This is a genomic window from Psychromicrobium ferritrahens (assembly GCF_043789415.1).
GTDB lineage: Bacteria > Actinomycetota > Actinomycetes > Actinomycetales > Micrococcaceae > Renibacterium.
Genome location: NZ_JBDLLW010000001.1, coordinates 305,634 through 323,465, shown reverse-complemented (window position 1 = coordinate 323,465; position 17,832 = coordinate 305,634). Strand labels below are relative to the sequence as shown.

Sequence of the window (17,832 nt, the reverse complement as noted above, 5' to 3'; positions counted from 1 at the left end):
GAACAGAATTACCAGACTTTGATGACCTGACCGGTTTCAATGCCTTCTATTGAGCGGATAAACGCATTGGCGACGGCGCTGGCTGGCACCGGTACGGCGCCCGGGAAAGCCGGGGCGTAGGCTTCCCAGGATTCCTGCAGCACGGTGGGGCTCACCGCGTTGATCCGAAGTCCACGGGGGAGCGCTCCGGCAGCATTGCGGACAAAGCCTTCGACGGCGGCGTTGGCCACCGAGGCGGCGGTACCGGTTGGTACCGGGATCTCGGAGAGCACCCCGGAGATCAGGGTGATGGAACCACCGTCGCTCAACAGGGGAGTGGCGGCTTGCGCTACGGCGATCTGCCCCAGTGCCTTGGCGTTCAGGGCCTGCCCGAAATCTTCCGCACTCAATTCTGCCAGCGCTTTGAAGGGCGTGCCGCCAGCAGCCACCACCACGGCGTCGTACCGATTTTCGGCTGAGGATCGCTCGGCGAAGAAGCTGCTCACCGAGCGCAGATCCGAGGTGTCCAGGGCCGGGCTGCTAGTGCGGCTGACGCCGGTCACCTGATGGCCGCGTTGCAGCAGCAAGGATTCAACTGCCGAGCCGACAGTGCCTGAATTTCCGACTAATAGAACCCGCATTGATTCCCTCATGCTCGATGATTGGACGTCCTCCTCGCAGAACCGGGCGGCGTGCACAATAATTCCCGTCCTTGAATTCCTGCTCTTAATTTCCGTCCATATCTACCGGGATGTTACGTCCCGCAGCATACGGTTTTGACCCAGCGAGCACTAGGCTTATTCCGTGAATCCAGCTGAGAACGCAGAATCAGTACGCAGTGCTCTGGTGACCGGTGCCAGCACCGGAATCGGGGCGGCAACCGCCCGAGCGCTGGCCGAGCAGGGCTGGCGGGTCTTCGCCGTCGCCCGGCGGACCGAACGACTCCAGGAACTGGCTGAGCAGAGCGGTGTGATCCCGATCACCGCGGATATCACCGAGGATGCGCAGCTCGCGAAGCTGCTCACCGAAGTCACCGAAGCCGGCGGGATCGATACCTTGATCAATATCGCTGGTGGAGCACGAGGGGCAGATAAACTCGCCGAGAGTAAAGCCCAGGACTGGGACTGGATGTACCGGGTCAATGTGCTCGGCACCATGAAGCTCATCCAGGCTTTCTTACCGATGTTGCGCGCCGGGCGGCGGGGCACCGTACTCAACCTGACTTCGACGGCGGCGCTGGTCGCCTATGAAGGCGGCTCCGGCTACAACGCGGCTAAATTCGCCGAGCGAGCGCTCACTCAGGCACTGCGGCTCGAAGAGGTCGAGCACAATCTGCGGGTGATTGAGGTGCTGCCGGGCATGGTGCGGACCGAGGAGTTCGCACTGAACCGTCTCGGCGGCGATCAGCAGGCCGCAGCCAAGGTGTACCGGGGCGTGGCCGAGCCGCTCAGCGCTGACGACGTGGCCGACGTCGTACGCTACGCGGTGACGCTGCCGCACCACGTGAATCTCGATGAGATCGTGCTTCGCCCGGTAGCCCAGGCGGCGGCCCATAAGGTGATCCGCGAGCCCTGATGGTTACCCGCAATGCTCGGAGACTTTGAGGCTGCTGAGCACCGCTGCGTGATCGCTTCCTTTCACGCTCTGCACCTGATAGTCCGTCGCGCTGAGCGTGGGGCTGATGGCTAGATGATCCAAGGTGCTGAGCGGCGGCAGCCAGGGGAGCAACGAGAAAGTCGGGATGAATCGCTGCCCGCTGATCGTGCCGACGTCACTCAGCTCGCTAGAGGCGAGGAAGGCACGGAATTCAGCATGATCAACACTGGCGTTGAAGTCTCCGAGGAAGAGCCGGTTCGCACCATTCGAAGGTAAGCCGGCCAACGCCTTGAGATCCGCTCTCCAGCGCTCGGCGCTTCTAGAATCCGGGATCATGGTGTGGACATTGGTCAGCTCAACCACTGGCTTGGCCGGAAGCGTGGTGAGAGTGAGCCTGGCCCTGATCATTTCGTGGGGTGTGCCGGAAACCGCGGGTAACTGTTCCAGTGGGTACTTTGAATACAGCGCGCTACCGCCCGGGCCGCGGACCGTGCTGCTGAGCTGATAAGGCAGTAATTCGGTAATACCGGCCGCGTTCAGCCGTTCCTCAAGATCGCCGCCAAACTCCTGTAAAGCCAGTAGCCCCGTGCCTTGTTTCCGCAACAGATCCACAATCTGAGCAGCATCGGCTAAACCGTAACGGGCGTTCAATGTCATCACGGGCAGCACAGTACCGGCGGCCTGCTGGCAATCTTGACCACGATTAGCATCCAGCGGGAAGAGCCAGAAAAGCTGGGCGAGCAAAAGCAGGGCGCTGAACGCGCTGACTGCCCGCTGTCTGCTCCAGAGTGCGAACCCCAGAGCGAGTGCAGCAGGGATCAGCAGCCAGGGTAAAAGCGCCAGCACCATGATCGCAACGCTTGGCAGTTCCCAGGGAAGCGCGCTTAAGACACTGGGTATCAGGACCAGGCCGCTCAAAACCCAGGCGATGATCAAGGTGCGACGTCGAGATTTGGGTTGAACGGGCATCAGCACATTCTATGAGCAGAACTTATGGCTTAGACTGAGAGCACAAGCTTTGACCCGGCTATCACCGGAGAGCTTCCGGAAGAACGCCATCCCGACTAAGCTTCGGAATTGGTCAGTAGAACCGGACGGGTAAGCCCGTGACAGCAGTCAAGAGCGGTGGCTGATCCGGGGCGAACCGGAGCGGCTGCAAGCGAGGTGGTACCGCGGTGCGAGTTCCCAGAGGACTGGCGCCGTCCTTGCATCCTGAAACCGAACTACCGCAGGGTGTCACGATGCCGCATTATCCGAAGTCCTCATTCGTCCAGTCTTCGCTGAGCGATTCCAACGCCCAGGAACAGCACGGCGTGCCCGCAAATGTTTCCTTTCCCGCAGTGGAGGAACGCATCCTGAAATATTGGGGTGAAGACGGCACCTTCCAGGCGAGCATCGACAACCGTGCTGCGGGTGAGCGCGGTTCCAACGAATTCGTCTTTTATGACGGCCCGCCCTTTGCGAACGGCCTGCCGCACTACGGCCACTTGCTGACCGGCTATGCCAAGGACCTGGTCGCCCGCTACCAGACTCAGCGCGGCCGCCGGGTGGAGCGTCGTTTCGGCTGGGACACTCACGGGCTGCCCGCCGAACTCGAGGCGATGAAGCAGCTCGGGATCTCCGAAAAATCCGAGATCACCGAGATGGGCATCGATGCATTCAACGACGCCGTCCGTCAGTCAGTGATGAAATACACCAAGGAATGGCGAGAGTACGTCAACCGGCAAGCTCGCTGGGTGGATTTCGACAACGACTACAAAACCCTCAATGTCGAGTACATGGAATCGGTGATCTGGGCCTTCAAGCAACTGCACGAAAAGGGTCTGACCTATAGCGACTTCCGGGTGCTGCCCTATTGCTGGAACGACGAGACGCCGCTCTCCAACCACGAGCTCCGGATGGACGACGACGTCTACAAAATGCGCCAGGACCAGACCGTCACGGTGGGCTTCCCGGTGCTGCCAAACGGCGTCGAACTGAGTTCCGCGCTGGAAGGCGTTCAGCTACTGGCCTGGACCACCACGCCCTGGACCCTGCCGAGCAACCAGGCCCTCGCGGTGGGCCCTGAGATCACTTATGTGGTAATACCGAAGCTGGCGGAAGGGGCACCCGGTCAGAAATACCTGCTCGCTGAAGCCCTGCTGGCCGGCTATGCCAAGGAGCTGGGGTATGAGTCCGCCGAAGTGGCAACTGAAGCTGTGCTGAACCGCTACCTCGGGAAGGATCTAGCAGGCCTGGAATATCAGCCGCTCTGGCCAGATTTCAGAGATTATTTTGCTGAGCTCGAAGGCCCGGTACCGGCTCAGCACGTCGGCGCGACTGCGCGACGCGTGGCGAATGGCTTCAAGGTCCTGGTAGATGACTTCGTCACCACCACTGACGGCACCGGCATCGTCCATATGGCGCCCGCCTATGGTGAAGAGGATCAACGGATCTGTTACCAGCACGAGATCTCGGTGGGAGTCTCCGTTGACGACGGCGCCAGGTTCCTCGGTATGTTCGCTGGCGGAGCGCTCTCGGAGATCGTCGGTCTCCAGGTCTTCGAAGCCAATAAACCGATCATCAAGGTGCTGCGCGACTCCGGGCGGTTGCTCCGTGAAGCCAGCTATGAGCACAGCTACCCGCACTGCTGGCGCTGCCGCAACCCGCTGATCTACAAAGCGGTTTCCTCGTGGTACGTCGAAGTCACCCAGTTCAAAGACCGGATGATCGAACTGAACCAGGAGATCAACTGGATTCCCGGCAATGTCAAAGACGGGCAATTCGGCAAATGGCTGGAGAACGCCCGGGACTGGTCGATCAGCCGTAACCGCTTCTGGGGCAGCCCGATCCCGGTCTGGCAATCGGACGATCCGAATTACCCGCGCACCGACGTCTACGGTTCGCTCGCCGAGCTGGAGGCTGATTTCGGCCGGCTGCCGCTCAATAAAGACGGTCAGGTCGACCTGCACCGGCCCTTCATTGACGAGCTGAGCCGGCCAAACCCGGATGACCCGACAGGGGCGTCCACCATGCGCCGCGTGGAGGACGTCTTGGACGTCTGGTTCGACTCCGGCTCGATGCCTTATGGCCAGGTGCATTACCCCTTTGAGAACGAGGAGTGGTTCAACACCCATCACCCGGCGGACTTCATCGTGGAGTACATCGGCCAGACCCGCGGCTGGTTCTATATGCTGCACATCCTGGCTACCGCGATCTTCGACCGCCCCGCGTTCAAGAATGTGATCAGCCACGGCATCGTGCTCGGCTCCGACGGGCAGAAGATGTCCAAGAGCTTGCAGAACTATCCCGATGTCTCAGAGGTGCTGGATCGTGATGGTTCCGACGCGATGCGCTGGTTCCTGATGGCCTCGCCGATTCTGCGCGGTGGCAATCTGATCGTCACCGAGCAGGGGATTCGCGACGGCGTCCGTCAAGTGATCCTGCCGCTCTGGAACGTCTACAGTTTCTTCACCCTCTACACCAATGCCGCGAATGACGGTGCGGGCTACGAGGCGAAGCTGCGCTACACGGGATACCAGGACAGTCTGGACCGCTATTTGGTGTCCAATACTGCGGTGATGATTGAAAACCTCACCAAGGCCCTGGACAGCTACGAGATCTCCGATGCCTGTGACGTGCTGCGGGATTATCTCGATATGTTGACCAACTGGTACGTCAGACGCTCCAGGCAACGATTCTTTGATGAAGATCAGGATGCTTTCGATGCGCTCTACACGGCTTTGGAGGCTCTTTGCCGGGTTGCTGCTCCGCTGCTTCCATTGGTGACCGAGGAGATCTGGCGTGGTCTGACCGGCGGACGTTCAGTGCACCTCACCGACTGGCCGGTGGTCGATGGCTCGGGTGCCGAGCACTTCGACGCCGACGCCGAGCTGGTGTCGGCGATGGAAGTGATCCGTCAAGTTTGCTCAGTGGGATCATCCTTGCGTAAAGCCGCCAAACTTCGGGTGCGGCTGCCGCTTCAAGAATTGACAGTCGTTGCGCCCTCCGCTGCTTCCCTGGAGCCTTTCGCTGAGATCGTCGCCGAGGAATTGAACCTCAAAAAGGTGCGGTTCCAAGATGCTGCGGAAGCTTCGCTCGCCGAGTTCGGCATTGAACAGCGGCTTGCCGTGAATGCTAGGGCAGCGGGACCTCGGCTCGGCAAGGATGTGCAGCTGGCGATCAAGGGCGCCAAGAGCGGCGACTGGTCGATCGATGAGGCCGGGCGAGTGGTCGCCGGCGGCCTGGCCCTGGAAGACGGCGAATACAGCCTGGAAACCGCCGTCTCTGAGGAACAGGGAGGCAACTCCTCGGTCGCGCTGCTGCCAGGAGGGTTCGTGGTGCTCAACACCGAGCTCACTCCGGAGCTGGAGGCGGAAGGTGTGGCTCGTGACCTGGTGCGCAGCATTCAGCAAGCCCGTAAGGACGCCGATCTGCAAGTCAGTGATCGCATCGTCACCACGGTCAGCGCGCCGCAGAGCGTGATTGATGCCCTGCAGGCCAACGCCGCATTGGTGCGTTCGGAAACCCTCTCGGTGCGCTTGGAACTGGTTCCCGGCGATGAAGAGACAGTGATCACCGTCTCTCGAACCGTTCACCAAGATCTCGTAGAAGGTGCACACTCATGATCGATGAATATTCGGTGGAAAGCGTCTATGCCGAGTTGCTCAGCAGGGCTCCGGAGAACAAGATGGAGCCCCGGCTGGCGCCGCTGTACCGAGCGATGGAGGTGCTGGGGGAGCCGCAGAAGGCTTATCCGGTGATCCATCTGACAGGGACCAATGGCAAAACCTCAACGGCCCGGATGATCGAAGCCGGGCTGCGTGCGCACGGTCTGAGCACCGGAAGATACACCAGTCCCCATCTGACCTCGGTCACCGAGCGGATCAGCATCAACGGCGAGTCGGTCTCTGACGAGACCTTCGTCCGGATCTGGGATGAGATCCACCCCTATCTTCAGATCGTCGATGCCGAACTGGAAGCCGAGGGGCAGCCCCGGCTGACCTACTTCGAGGCGCTGACCATTCTCGGGTTCGCGATCTTCGCCGATCAACCGGTCGACGTCGCGGTGATCGAGGTTGGCCTCGGTGGCATCACCGATGCCACCAATGTGGCCGATGGCACGGTAGCGGTGGTCACCCCGATCTCGCTCGACCACACCGAGCTGCTGGGTGATACTACCCGCGATATCGCTTTGGAGAAGGCCGGCATCATCAAGCCGGGAGCTTTCCTGGTCAGCGCCGCGCAGCCCAGTGACGCGGCCCAGGTTCTGCTGGAACAGGCCCAGCAGGTGGGCGCCGAATTCCGGTTTGAAGGAGTGGAATTCGGAGTGGAGGAGCGTTCCGTCGCGGTGGGCGGCCAACTGATCTCGGTCCAGGGCTTGGCCGGCCGATACCCCGAATTGCTGTTGCCTTTGCACGGTCCGCATCAGGCTGAGAACGCCGCTGTGGCGGTCGCCGCACTGGAGGCTTTTCTGGGTGGCGGTGAGCGCGAGCTCGATCTCGCGGTGCTTCAGGAAGCCTTTAGCACGGTGTCCTCACCAGGGAGACTCGAAGTCCTGCGCACCGCCCCGACGGTGGTGGTCGACGCCGCGCACAACCCGGCCGGGATCAAAGCCAGCGCCGAAGCACTCGAGGAGGCCTTCAGTTTCAGCAAGCTGGTGCTGGTGCTCGGTGTGCTACGGGAGAAGGATGCCCTGGGGATCCTGGAGCAACTGCGGGAATCCCTGGGTGAGTTCGCCGAGGAGATCTGCCTGACCCAGTCCGATTCTCCGCGCGCGATTCCTGCTGGGGAACTCGCCGAACTAGCGCTCGACGCCGGGTTCGAAGCCGAGAACGTGCATATCGCGGAGAAGTTGGATGACGCCCTGGAATGGGCGGTGGAGCGAGCAGAATCCAATAATGACCTAGCCGGTGCTGTGCTGGTGACCGGCTCGATCACTCTGGTGGCCGAGGCCCGGATCTTGCTGGGGAAGAGCTGAGATGGCAGAGCAGAATCCGCAGCAGGGCCCGCAAGCTCCGAGTCAGCAGGTTCCCTTGAGGCAGACTCCGCTGAGGCAGACCAAAGCACAACGCGAGTGGCGCCCAGGAATGCCCAAGAAGCGGCGGTCCACTAAGATCATGTTCGCTTCGACGGTGCTCAGCTTGGAGGCGTTCGTCGCCTTTTTCGCCACCCTGGTGATCTTCGGTTTGCGGGCCAAGGAAATTCCGGCCTTTGCGATTCTGATCGGCGGAGTGCTGCTTAGCGTCGTACTGATCGGCACCTGTGCTTTTCTGAGCAAGAGGTGGGCGCTCTGGCTCGGTTGGGCGCTGCAGTTGGTGCTGATCGCCCTAGGCTTCTTCGAACCCATGATGTTCGTGGTGGGGCCGCTCTTCACCATTGCCTGGTGGTACGCCTTGCGTACCGGGGCCCGGTTGGATCGCGAGAATGCGGCGCGCGACGCCGCGCAGAAAGCCTGGGAACGGGAACACCCGGACGGCGTCGCTGAGACAGGGTCCACGGACTCGGGCGCTAGCAGCTAGCACGTAGACTAAAACCAGACCACTCTCACACTTTTCAAGGAGTTACCCATGAGCGCAGCAGCATCGAACAGCGTTGAACGCACCCTTGTCCTGGTCAAGCCGGACGGCGTCTCCCGCAATCTCTCCGGAGCCATCCTGGCCAGGGTCGAGGCGAAGGGCTACAAGCTGGCCGAGCTGAAGAGGACCCAAGCCAGCAGGGAGCAGTTGGAAGCTCACTACGCCGAGCACGTTGGCAAGCCCTTCTACGAACCGCTCGTCGAATTCATGCTCTCCGGCCCCGTGGTGGCTGCGATTTTCGAAGGGGAGCGCGTGATCGAAGGTTTCCGCTCTTTGGCTGGCGCCACTGATCCTACTGTCGCTGCTCCGGGCACTATCCGTGGGGATTTCGGTCGTGACTGGGGTCTGAAGGTTCAGCAGAATCTGGTTCACGGTTCCGACTCGGTGGAATCTGCAGAACGCGAAATCGCCATCTGGTTCTAGCGGGCCTTTGGCTCCCTCACTTCATTCTTCGGTGGGGGCCCTCGCCAAAGGACCCTTGGCGCACTCCCGTGGTGTCGCGTTCGCGAACTGCCCTTCCCCTCGCAAGCTCGGGCAGGGAACCCGGTTCGCTCTCTTAGCCGCCACGACGGGGCCCTCCCCGGCATCTCCTAAGCTTCGCAAGCTCAGCTCAGGTTCCTCGATGCCGGGGGCCCAGTGCAGCACTCTATCTTTGGCTCCCTCACCTCATTCTTCGGTGGGGGCCCTCGCCAAAGGACCCTGGGTGCACTCCCGTGGTGTCCTTCAAAGAACTCTGTGACAGGGAGGGTCGCTGCAAGCCGCTTGCAGCGACCCTCCCTGTCACAGGGCCTGGCGTGGTGCTACTCTAAAACCATGGAAACCTACAGCGGAGCGTGGCGGCTGCACTAGCAGCCCGGTTTCGTCTTCCTAAACCACCTCAGGGCTGCCTTTGCAGCCCTTTTTTATGCCCGGATCCCGGTGCGCAGGACTGCGGGCAGCTCCTTACTCTAGGAGCACATCGTGGATTCATTGAGCACTACCCAGAGCAATAGCGAACGGTTGGCCCGCGCCGTCGTCGAGCGTCCGGAAGCCTACCGGGTGCTGACCGGGGATCGTCCCACCGGGCCGCTCCACCTGGGCCACTACTTCGGCAGCCTTGCCGAACGGGTCCGGCTGCAGCGGCTCGGCGTGGAAATCGTCGTGGTGATCGCCGACTATCAGGTAATCACCGATCGGGACACTGCGGGCAACGTCCGGCAGAACGTACACGAGATCCTCTTGGATTATCTTGCCGCTGGTCTTGACCCCGAAGCGTGCACGATTTTCACCCACTCAGCTGTTCCAGCGCTCAACCAGCTGATGCTGCCCTTCCTGAGTCTGGTGAGCGAAGCAGAATTGCATCGAAACCCCACGGTGAAGGCAGAATCAGCAGCCTCCGGGCGCGCTCTCAGCGGCCTTTTGCTGAGCTATCCGGTGCACCAAGCCGCCGACATCCTGTTCTGCCAGGGGAATGTGGTTCCGGTGGGGAAGGACAATCTACCTCATATTGAGCTCACCCGACTGATCGCCCGGCGCTTCAACGAAAGATACGGTGAGGTGTTCCGGTTACCTGAGGCACTGCTCAGCGAGACACCGGAACTGCCAGGACTTGATGGCAGGAAGATGTCGAAGAGCTATGGAAATGGCATTGCACTGCGGCTCAGTGCCGAGGAAACCGCGGCCCTGATCCGCCGGACGCCGACCGACAGCGAACGGCGGATCAGCTACCAGCCGGCCACTCGGCCTGGCATCTCCGCGCTGCTCGATACGGCGGCGGTCTGCCTGGGGCTGAGCCCGCGCCTACTGGCTGAACGGCTCGCCGATAGCGGGGCGGGGAAACTCAAGGAACTCACCACAGAAGCCGTCAACGAATACTTCGCTCCCTTGCGAGCACGACGCCGTGAACTGGCGAAGCACCCCGAATTGCTCAGCGAGGTCCTGCAACGCGGTAACGCCAGGGCCAACCAATTCGCGGAGCAGACCCTGGAGCGAGTCCGATCCGCGATGGGAATGGTCTACTGAGCCCGGGCAACGGAAGCTCTACTCAGGCGTTGCTCGCGAAGAACAGGTGAATGAAGCGGAAGAAGATGCTGGCGATCACGGCCAGATAGACCAGGATGACAATGGTCCAGCCCCAGTTGGAGAGGAATCGCACTAAACCAGCTGGAGCGGGGATGACGCCGTGGACCAAGTTCCGAATCGTGGTCCACAGGAAGAGCGGGATCATCATCGCCCAGACCACCATGCACCAGGGGCAGAGAATGGCGATCACATAGAGTGCCTGGAACCAGAGCCAGCAGATGAACACCATGCCAAGAGTGATCCCGATCTGGAAGCAGATCCAGTACCAGCGCGCGAATTTCGCACCAGCCAGCAAAGACATACCCACCGCGAAGACAATGCCGAAGCAGACGATGCCGATGAAGGGGTTCGGGAAGCCGAAGACCGCTGCCTGGGGCTGTTCCATCACCCTGCCGCAGGAGACGAAGGCATTGAAATCACAGGAGAGCTTCGCGCTGGAATCTTTGTAAAGTTCCAGACGATCCAGGATCAGCGCGGCAGCCGCAAGAAAGGAGATGAAGCTCGTGATGAGCAGAAGATAGCCGAAGGGCCTATCTCTGGTGATCCAAGGCTTTTCGGTCTTCGCTGTGCTGGAAATACTGGAGGATGGCATGGGGCCGATTCTAACCCGAGAAACTGAACGCGAGGCACAGCCTGCGCGCCGAATCCCCCGTCCGGAGGATCCGTGTGAGAGAATGTCATTGGCTGAAGCTGTTCCACAGGCAGCGTTCGGTCCGGCTGTTCGTTCTCCTGCCGCCAGGTGTTGATGCAAAAGCATCCACTGTATTTTAGGAGGGAACCTGTAGCCGGCATTTCAGAGATGCTGCACCCAACGGATGGTGCCACCTGGAATGTAATCCACTGATTTCGGTCAATGCCCGCGGGTGTTGACAACTGGACCCCGGTCCGTGCTGATTGTGGCGGTGCAGCCGGGGTTGGAGCACAGCCATATATGGAAATTGAAGAAAACGAAGCAAGCGTCGTAGCTAGTGCTGTCGAAGAGCAAGCTCCCAAACGGGCGCGCCGTCGGAGCCCCAAAAAGGTCGAGGTTCAGGAGCCGCTTCCGGTTGAAGAACCGGCTGGGAAAAAGCCGAAGCGCGCCAGCCGCAGCAAAAAATCGACGCCCCTGCCGCTCAGTGCAGAGCCCGCGCAGGAGGAGGCACTCCAAGAAGCACCCTCATCAGCGGAGCCCGCGGCCGAGGCACCCGTTGAAAAGGCTCCGAAGCGTGCAGCGCGCAAGCGCGCAGGAAGTCGTAAGAAATCAGCTGAGCAGGATGCTCCGGCGGACAGCGCTGAGTCCGCAGAAAATGCTGAACCTTTGGAAAATGCTGAGTTGGCGGTGCCAGCCGTAGCAGCCGAGTCGGACGAAGCGCCGAGTTCAGCGTCCGCTCAGGACGCCGAGACGACCACTACTACCGAATCCGCCGGTGCCTCACCTTTCGGCCTGTTCCTGGAACCGGTGGCCGCGGCGCCTACTTCTTTGCTTTTCCACGCACCGGATCTATCTCTGGCAGTTCCGCAACGCGTTTCGAACGATTTAGCTGAGGCTGAAGAAGATGAGTCGCCGGAGGACGCCGGTCGGCGACGTCGTTCACGCGGCCGCCGTGCTAAGAGCACTGAGATTGAAGCCACTGAGAGCGCGTCGGACGAAACCGAAGGCGCAGCCGAGCTGCCCGAAACTGGCAGTTCACGCCGTCGCCGTCGCCGCCGTCGTGGGGACGCCGATCTGGAACTCACTGGTGGGGGAGAAGACGACCCGCCCAATACAGTCACTCGGGTACGTGGACCGCGGCAGCCCTCAGAGTCCAGCTCGAATCGGGTGACCTCGGTCAAGGGTTCGACTCGTCTGGAGGCGAAGAAGCAGCGCCGCCGTGAGTCCCGCGATACCGGTCGGCGTCGTCAGGTGATCACCGAGGCCGAGTTCCTTGCGCGCCGCGAGTCGGTCGACCGGGTGATGGTCGTCCGGCAGCGTGATGAGCGGATCCAGATCGGAGTCCTGGAGGACGGCATTCTGGCCGAGCACTTCGTTTCGAAGACCCAGCAGGATTCATTAATCGGCAATGTTTACCTGGGCAGAGTGCAGAATGTGCTGCCCAGCATGGAAGCCGCGTTCGTCGATATCGGACGGGGGCGCAATGCCGTACTGTACGCCGGGGAAGTCGACTGGGACGCTGCTAATCTCGACGGGCAGCCCCGTCGGATTGAGCACGCGCTCAAGAGCGGCGATTCGGTGCTGGTTCAGGTGACCAAGGATCCGGTAGGGCATAAAGGTGCCCGGCTCACTTCGCAGATCTCCTTGCCGGGCAGGTACCTGGTCTACGTCCCCGGCGGATCGATGACCGGAATCTCCCGGAAGCTTCCCGATGTGGAGCGGAATCGGCTCAAGCGGATCCTCAAGGACAACCTGCCCGAGAACGCCGGCGTGATCGTCCGCACCGCGGCAGAAGGCGCCAGCGAAGAAGAGCTGACTCACGACATCAACCGCTTGCGCGCACAGTGGGAGAACATCGAAGCGAGGGCGACGTCGACGAAGACTCTGGCCCCCGAACTGCTGTATGGGGAGCCCGACCTCACTATCAAGGTGGTTCGCGACGTCTTCAATGAGGACTTCAGCAAGCTCATCATTTCCGGTGAGGAAGCCTGGGACACCGTTGAGGCCTATGTCACCTACGTTGCCCCGGATCTGCTGGACCGGCTGCAGAAATGGGACAGCAGCGAGGATATCTTCGCCGCTCATCGGATCGACGAGCAGATCTCCAAGGCCCTGGAACGCAAGGTCTTCCTGCCCTCGGGCGGTTCACTGGTGATCGACCGCACCGAAGCAATGACAGTGGTAGACGTGAACACCGGCAAGTTCACCGGTTCGGGCGGAAACCTCGAAGAGACGGTCACCAAAAACAACCTGGAAGCCGCCGAAGAAGTGGTCCGTCAGCTGCGGTTGCGTGATATCGGTGGCATCATCGTGATCGACTTCATCGATATGGTGCTTGAATCGAACCGGGATCTCGTGCTGCGCCGCTTGGTGGAGTGCCTGGGCCGGGATCGCACCAAGCACCAGGTGGCCGAAGTGACTTCGCTGGGCCTGGTGCAGATGACCAGGAAGCGGATGGGTACCGGGCTCCTCGAGGTCTTCGGCGAGCAGTGCGAAGCCTGTGCCGGACGAGGCGTGGTGACTCACGCCGAACCCGTAGAGCACCGCTCGACGCACAGCGCAGCCGCTGAACACCACCACCCGCGCGCTGAAACGCAGCAGCGTCCCAGCCGGGGTGAGAAGAAGCGAAATCGTCAGCGTCAGCAGAATCAGCCCGAGCCCGAGGTCGTTGAGGAGCTCAGCGAAGAAGAGCGGGCCGCTAAAGCCTCGGCGGCCCGTGTGGCGTTGGCTAATATAGCCGCGGCCGCGATGGCTGCTCATCACGAGGAGACCGACACCGACACCGAGAGCGAGATCGCTGAAGCCCGGGCTGCTTCCCAGGAAGCCGCCGCTGCAGTGCTCACCTTCGGCGAGGAACAAGTTGAACTGCCGCAGGGTTCGCAGCCCGAAACCGTGGAACCGGCACCAGCCCTGACCTTGGACTCCCTGCAGGATGTCTTCGATCATCTTGCTCCGCCGGTGACGACGCCGGAGGTTTCGCAGACCGCTGCTGCCCGCAGGCCTCGTACTCGGAGGCACCGCGCCGCCGGGCGTGCCCAAGGAGCAGCCAACAGTACAGCGGTGAAGTCCATCGAAGGCGAATCAAGCGGTGGCGTGGTGAATTCGCTTCCTCAGCAAGCTGCTCAGCAGAAGGAAACCGTCAGTGCCGAGCCGATGATCCTGGGCGTCGGGGTGCCTGCTTCCGATCTTTAGCCGGTGCAGCCTCACTCAGTCAGGAATATCGCGGCACGCGGTGGGCGTGGCGGGCTTGGTACCGGCTGATCGAGTGGTTAGAATCGATAGGCACGGTTCATCGTGCCGCTGCGCCAAACCATGAGTTCAGCATTTGCAGCACAAGCGCTTTATAGCGTATCCTAGACTGTCGGTGCATACGCCGTTGGTGGGTTGTGTCTGGAAATTGTTTCTCAGCACGTAGGACCTCAGGCGAGTGGCACAGCGGAGCCTGTTCCGCAGATAAATTTTTTGCAAGTTAGATATAACGTCGAGAGAAGTGAGTTCCCCAGTGGTGTACGCGATTGTCCGCGCAGGCGGCCGCCAAGAGAAAGTTTCCGTAGGAGACTTCGTTACCCTAAACCGCGTCCCCGGTGGGGCCGGCAGCACCATTGAGCTGCCCGCTGTGCTCCTGGTCGACGGTGAGAAGATCACTTCGGATGCGAAGGACCTGGCCAAGGTCAAGGTCACCGCTGAGATCCTCGAAGATCTTCGTGGCCCGAAGATCGTTATCCAGAAGTTCAAGAACAAGACCGGTTACAAGAAGCGCCAGGGCCACCGCCAGGCACTGACTAAGGTCAAAGTAACTTCCATCGCTTAAGGCCCTCCAAGGCCCGACCACAACAGACTAGACAGGTAGAAGAATGGCACATAAAAAGGGCGCAAGCTCCACTCGCAACGGTCGCGATTCAAACGCTCAGTACTTGGGCGTGAAGCGTTTCGGCGGCCAGGTCGTCTCCGCAGGTGAAATCATCGTTCGCCAGCGCGGCACCCACTTCCACCCGGGCAACGGCGTCGGCCGTGGCAAGGATGACACCTTGTTCGCCCTGGAAGCAGGCGCAGTCGAGTTCGGCAGCCGTGGCGGCCGCCGCGTTGTGAATATCGTCGCAGCGTAGTAACTCACAAAATACTTTGCGGTGGGGCGGGCCAGACGGCTCGCTCCACCGTTGTTTTTAACACAAACTAGAATGGAAGCTGACTCACCTAGCCATATGTGAGCATTCCAGTCAGGAGAAATCAGTGGCAAACTTCGTCGACCGGGTGGTGCTCCATGTCTCGGGCGGAACGGGTGGCCACGGCTGCGTTTCGGTCAAGCGGGAAAAGTTCAAGCCCCTGGGCGGGCCCGACGGTGGTAACGGCGGTAATGGCGGCGACGTCATCCTGCGCGTTTCGCATCAGACCACCACCCTGCTGGATTACCACCACGCACCGCACCGGCACGCCGGAAACGGCGGTCCCGGGATGGGGGACTGGCGCGCCGGAAAACACGGTGAGACGCTGATTCTCACGGTGCCCGACGGCACCGTGATCAAAACCAAAGACGGTGAGGTGCTCGCTGATCTGATGGGCGAAGGCACGGAGTACGTCGCGGCGGCCGGTGGTCAGGGAGGCCTGGGTAACGCCTCGCTCTCCTCGCAAAAACGTCGCGCTCCTGGTTTCGCACTGCTCGGCATCGAAGGTGATGAGCGGGATATTGTCTTGGAACTCAAGAGCATCGCCGATATCGCCCTGGTGGGCTTCCCCTCCGCCGGCAAATCCTCTTTGATCGCTGCGATGAGTGCGGCACGGCCCAAAATCGCCGATTACCCCTTCACCACGCTGATCCCGAACCTCGGAGTAGTAGAAGCCGGTGAGGTGCGATTCACCATCGCCGACGTTCCCGGTCTGATCGAAGGCGCCTCTGAAGGCAAAGGCCTGGGTCATAACTTCCTGCGGCACGTGGAGCGCTGCGCTGCGCTGGTACACGTGCTGGATTGCGCCACCCTGGAGTCAGATCGCGATCCGCTCTCCGATTTGGCCATTATCGAAGCCGAATTGGAGAAGTACGCCGTCGATATGAGCTATGCCGGTGTGGACGGTGAAGTCGTGCCGCTCAATCAGCGTCCCAAGCTGGTCGCGCTGAATAAGATCGACACCCCCGATGGCAAGGACATGGCCGAATTCGTCAAGGGCGAGTTGGAAGAGCGAGGCTACCGGGTCTTCGAAATCTCCGCGGTCTCCCACGAAGGGCTGCGGTCGCTGTCCTTCGCGATGGCCGAACTGGTGACGGAGGCTCGGGCCAAGGCGGCCGTGGCTCCGACCACGGTGACGCCTCAGGTGCTGCGCCCCCGGGCGGTGAACCGCAAGGAATTCGTCATTCGCGCGGAGGAGCGGAACCTGGAACCGCTGTACCGGGTGCTGGGTGATAAGCCGGTGCGCTGGGTCAAGCAGACCGACTTCACCAATGAGGAGGCGATTGGTTACCTCGCCGACCGGCTCGCCAAGCTCGGCATTGAGGAGCAGCTCTTCAAAGAGGGCGCCAAGCCCGGTGACACCGTGGTGATCGGCGAAGACGGCAAAGACTCGGTGGTCTTCGATTGGGAGCCCACCATGATGGGCGGTGCCGAACTGCTGGCTGGGCCGCGCGGCACCGACCTGCGCTTCGCCGATATCGGTGATCGACCAACGCGTGAGCAGAAGCGTGAAGAGTATCAAGAGCGCCGGGACGCCAAGGCTGCGGCCCGTGCCGAGCTGGAGGCCGAGCGTAAAGCCGGCGTCTGGACCGAATCAGTCAGCGGTCGCCGGGCCGCGCATACAGCTGTGACGCCGCACTCCGATGAGGAGTCGAACAACGGTGATGAAAGCTAGTCGCCTGGACGGGCGGGAGGCTTTAGCTCAAGCTTCTCGAATAGTGGTCAAAGTCGGTTCCTCTTCACTCACCTCGCTCAGCGGGGGTATCTCCGAGGAGGCGCTGACCGGCTTGGTCAGGGTACTCGCCGAGCGCAGTAACGAGCACGGCACAGAGATCATCTTGGTCTCATCAGGAGCGATCGCCGCTGGCCTGGCCCCGCTCGGCTTGCTCCGGCGTCCTAAGGATTTGGCGACCCAGCAGTCCGCTGCCAGCGTGGGGCAGGGCTTGCTGATGGCACGCTACACCGAGGCGTTCGGTGCGCACGGCGTCACGGTGAGTCAGGTGCTTCTGACCGCTGATGATCTGACCCGGCGAACCCAGTACGCCAACGCCTACCGGGCGCTGGAACGCCTGCTCAACCTCGGTGTGCTGCCCATTGTGAACGAGAACGACACCGTGGCCACTCATGAGATCCGCTTCGGAGACAACGACCGTCTGGCAGCCCTGGTCGCTCATTTGGTGAAAGCCGAGGCAATGCTCTTGCTCTCCGATGTCGATGCGCTCTACGACGGGCCTCCATCGGCCGGTGCGCAACGCATTGAGACGATCTCCGATCCGACCGAACTTGAGAACATCAGTATCGGACAGCCCGGGGGAGCCGGTCTCGGCACCGGGGGGATGTCCACCAAGGTCCAGGCTGCCAGCATCGCCGCAGGCTTTGGCATTCCGGCGCTGATCACTTCGGCAGCGAATGCCGCGCAGGCTCTGGCGGGGCAGGACATCGGTACCTGGTTCAGCGTGCATGGCGAACGCAGACCGATCCGCTTGCTCTGGCTCGCGCATCTGGCCAGCATTCAGGGTCGTTTGACGCTCGATGATGGCGCTGTACGAGCCATCCGGGAGCGACACACCTCTCTTTTACCCGCCGGAATCCGAGCTGTTGAGGGCGCGTTCGAGGCCGGGGACGCCGTCGAACTTGTCGATCTGCAGGGCCGCCCTTTCGCTCGCGGGCTGGTCAATTATGACGCCGTCGAGTTACCTAAGATTCTAGGACGCCGTACCAAGGACCTCGCGGAGGAACTGGGCAGTGAGTACCTCAGAGAAGTCGTGCACGTCGATGACTTGGTGCTGCTCTGATAATTCGCAGCGAATCTGACCCGCTGGGATGTAGAGACTAGAATAAGGCC

Annotated in this window: 14 protein-coding genes; 11 read left to right on the top strand and 3 right to left on the bottom strand. The window is 61.3% G+C overall.

The genetic code is table 11. The features are described from left to right. Positions 1-8: 8 nt before the first annotated feature. Complete coding sequence (locus tag ABDK06_RS01495) at positions 9-620, bottom strand: short chain dehydrogenase (RefSeq protein ID WP_394938190.1); 612 nt, start codon at positions 618-620, stop codon at positions 9-11. 163 nt (positions 621-783) lie between these two features. Here ABDK06_RS01495 and ABDK06_RS01490 point away from each other — a divergent pair, with 163 nt between their 5' ends. Beyond that, the gene (locus ABDK06_RS01490) at positions 784-1,554 is read left to right on the top strand and encodes an SDR family oxidoreductase (protein WP_394938188.1); all 771 of its coding nucleotides are present in this window, start codon (positions 784-786) and stop codon (positions 1,552-1,554) included. 3 nt (positions 1,555-1,557) lie between these two features. On the opposite strand, the gene ABDK06_RS01485 is transcribed toward ABDK06_RS01490, so the two are convergent. Beyond that, positions 1,558-2,544: an endonuclease/exonuclease/phosphatase family protein gene (locus ABDK06_RS01485; RefSeq protein ID WP_394938186.1), complete on the bottom strand. Its 987-nt coding sequence runs from the start codon at positions 2,542-2,544 to the stop codon at positions 1,558-1,560. A 272-nt stretch (positions 2,545-2,816) separates the two neighbouring features. Between ABDK06_RS01485 and ileS the strand changes: the two genes are divergently transcribed. From ileS to trpS, 5 genes are all read left to right on the top strand, one after another. Further along, positions 2,817-6,182: an isoleucine--tRNA ligase gene (gene ileS / locus ABDK06_RS01480; protein WP_394940773.1), complete on the top strand. Its 3,366-nt coding sequence runs from the start codon at positions 2,817-2,819 to the stop codon at positions 6,180-6,182. Beyond that, positions 6,179-7,534, top strand: a complete 1,356-nt coding sequence (locus ABDK06_RS01475) for a bifunctional folylpolyglutamate synthase/dihydrofolate synthase (RefSeq protein WP_394938184.1) — start codon at positions 6,179-6,181, stop codon at positions 7,532-7,534. Before ileS ends, ABDK06_RS01475 begins: the two co-directional genes overlap by 4 nt. Before the next feature lie 109 nt (positions 7,535-7,643). Beyond that, positions 7,644-8,075 (top strand): DUF4233 domain-containing protein, encoded by a 432-nt coding sequence (locus ABDK06_RS01470; RefSeq protein ID WP_394940772.1) that lies wholly within the window; start codon positions 7,644-7,646, stop codon positions 8,073-8,075. A gap of 48 nt (positions 8,076-8,123) precedes the next feature. Then, a complete protein-coding gene (ndk, locus tag ABDK06_RS01465) occupies positions 8,124-8,555 on the top strand; it encodes a nucleoside-diphosphate kinase (RefSeq protein ID WP_394938182.1) in 432 nt (143 codons plus the stop codon). A 537-nt stretch (positions 8,556-9,092) separates the two neighbouring features. Next, positions 9,093-10,133, top strand: coding sequence for a tryptophan--tRNA ligase (gene trpS, locus ABDK06_RS01460; RefSeq protein ID WP_394938180.1), 1,041 nt, complete (start codon positions 9,093-9,095; stop codon positions 10,131-10,133). A 22-nt stretch (positions 10,134-10,155) separates the two neighbouring features. On the opposite strand, the gene ABDK06_RS01455 is transcribed toward trpS, so the two are convergent. Continuing rightward, the gene (locus ABDK06_RS01455) at positions 10,156-10,785 is read right to left on the bottom strand and encodes a vitamin K epoxide reductase family protein (RefSeq protein WP_394938178.1); all 630 of its coding nucleotides are present in this window, start codon (positions 10,783-10,785) and stop codon (positions 10,156-10,158) included. A gap of 339 nt (positions 10,786-11,124) precedes the next feature. Between ABDK06_RS01455 and ABDK06_RS01450 the strand changes: the two genes are divergently transcribed. The 5 genes from ABDK06_RS01450 (at position 11,125) to proB (ending at position 17,782) form a co-directional block, all read left to right on the top strand. Next, a complete protein-coding gene (locus ABDK06_RS01450; protein WP_463401500.1) occupies positions 11,125-14,016 on the top strand; it encodes an Rne/Rng family ribonuclease in 2,892 nt (963 codons plus the stop codon). 310 nt (positions 14,017-14,326) lie between these two features. Continuing rightward, a complete protein-coding gene (rplU, locus tag ABDK06_RS01445; RefSeq protein WP_394940771.1) occupies positions 14,327-14,635 on the top strand; it encodes a 50S ribosomal protein L21 in 309 nt (102 codons plus the stop codon). Between the two features lie 43 nt (positions 14,636-14,678). Beyond that, entirely contained in the window at positions 14,679-14,930 is a 252-nt protein-coding gene (gene rpmA / locus ABDK06_RS01440; RefSeq protein WP_394938173.1) for a 50S ribosomal protein L27, read from the top strand. Between the two features lie 124 nt (positions 14,931-15,054). Beyond that, entirely contained in the window at positions 15,055-16,662 is a 1,608-nt protein-coding gene (obgE, locus tag ABDK06_RS01435) for a GTPase ObgE (protein ID WP_394938171.1), read from the top strand. Next, entirely contained in the window at positions 16,652-17,782 is a 1,131-nt protein-coding gene (proB, locus tag ABDK06_RS01430; protein ID WP_394940770.1) for a glutamate 5-kinase, read from the top strand. Before obgE ends, proB begins: the two co-directional genes overlap by 11 nt. Positions 17,783-17,832 lie beyond the last annotated feature (50 nt).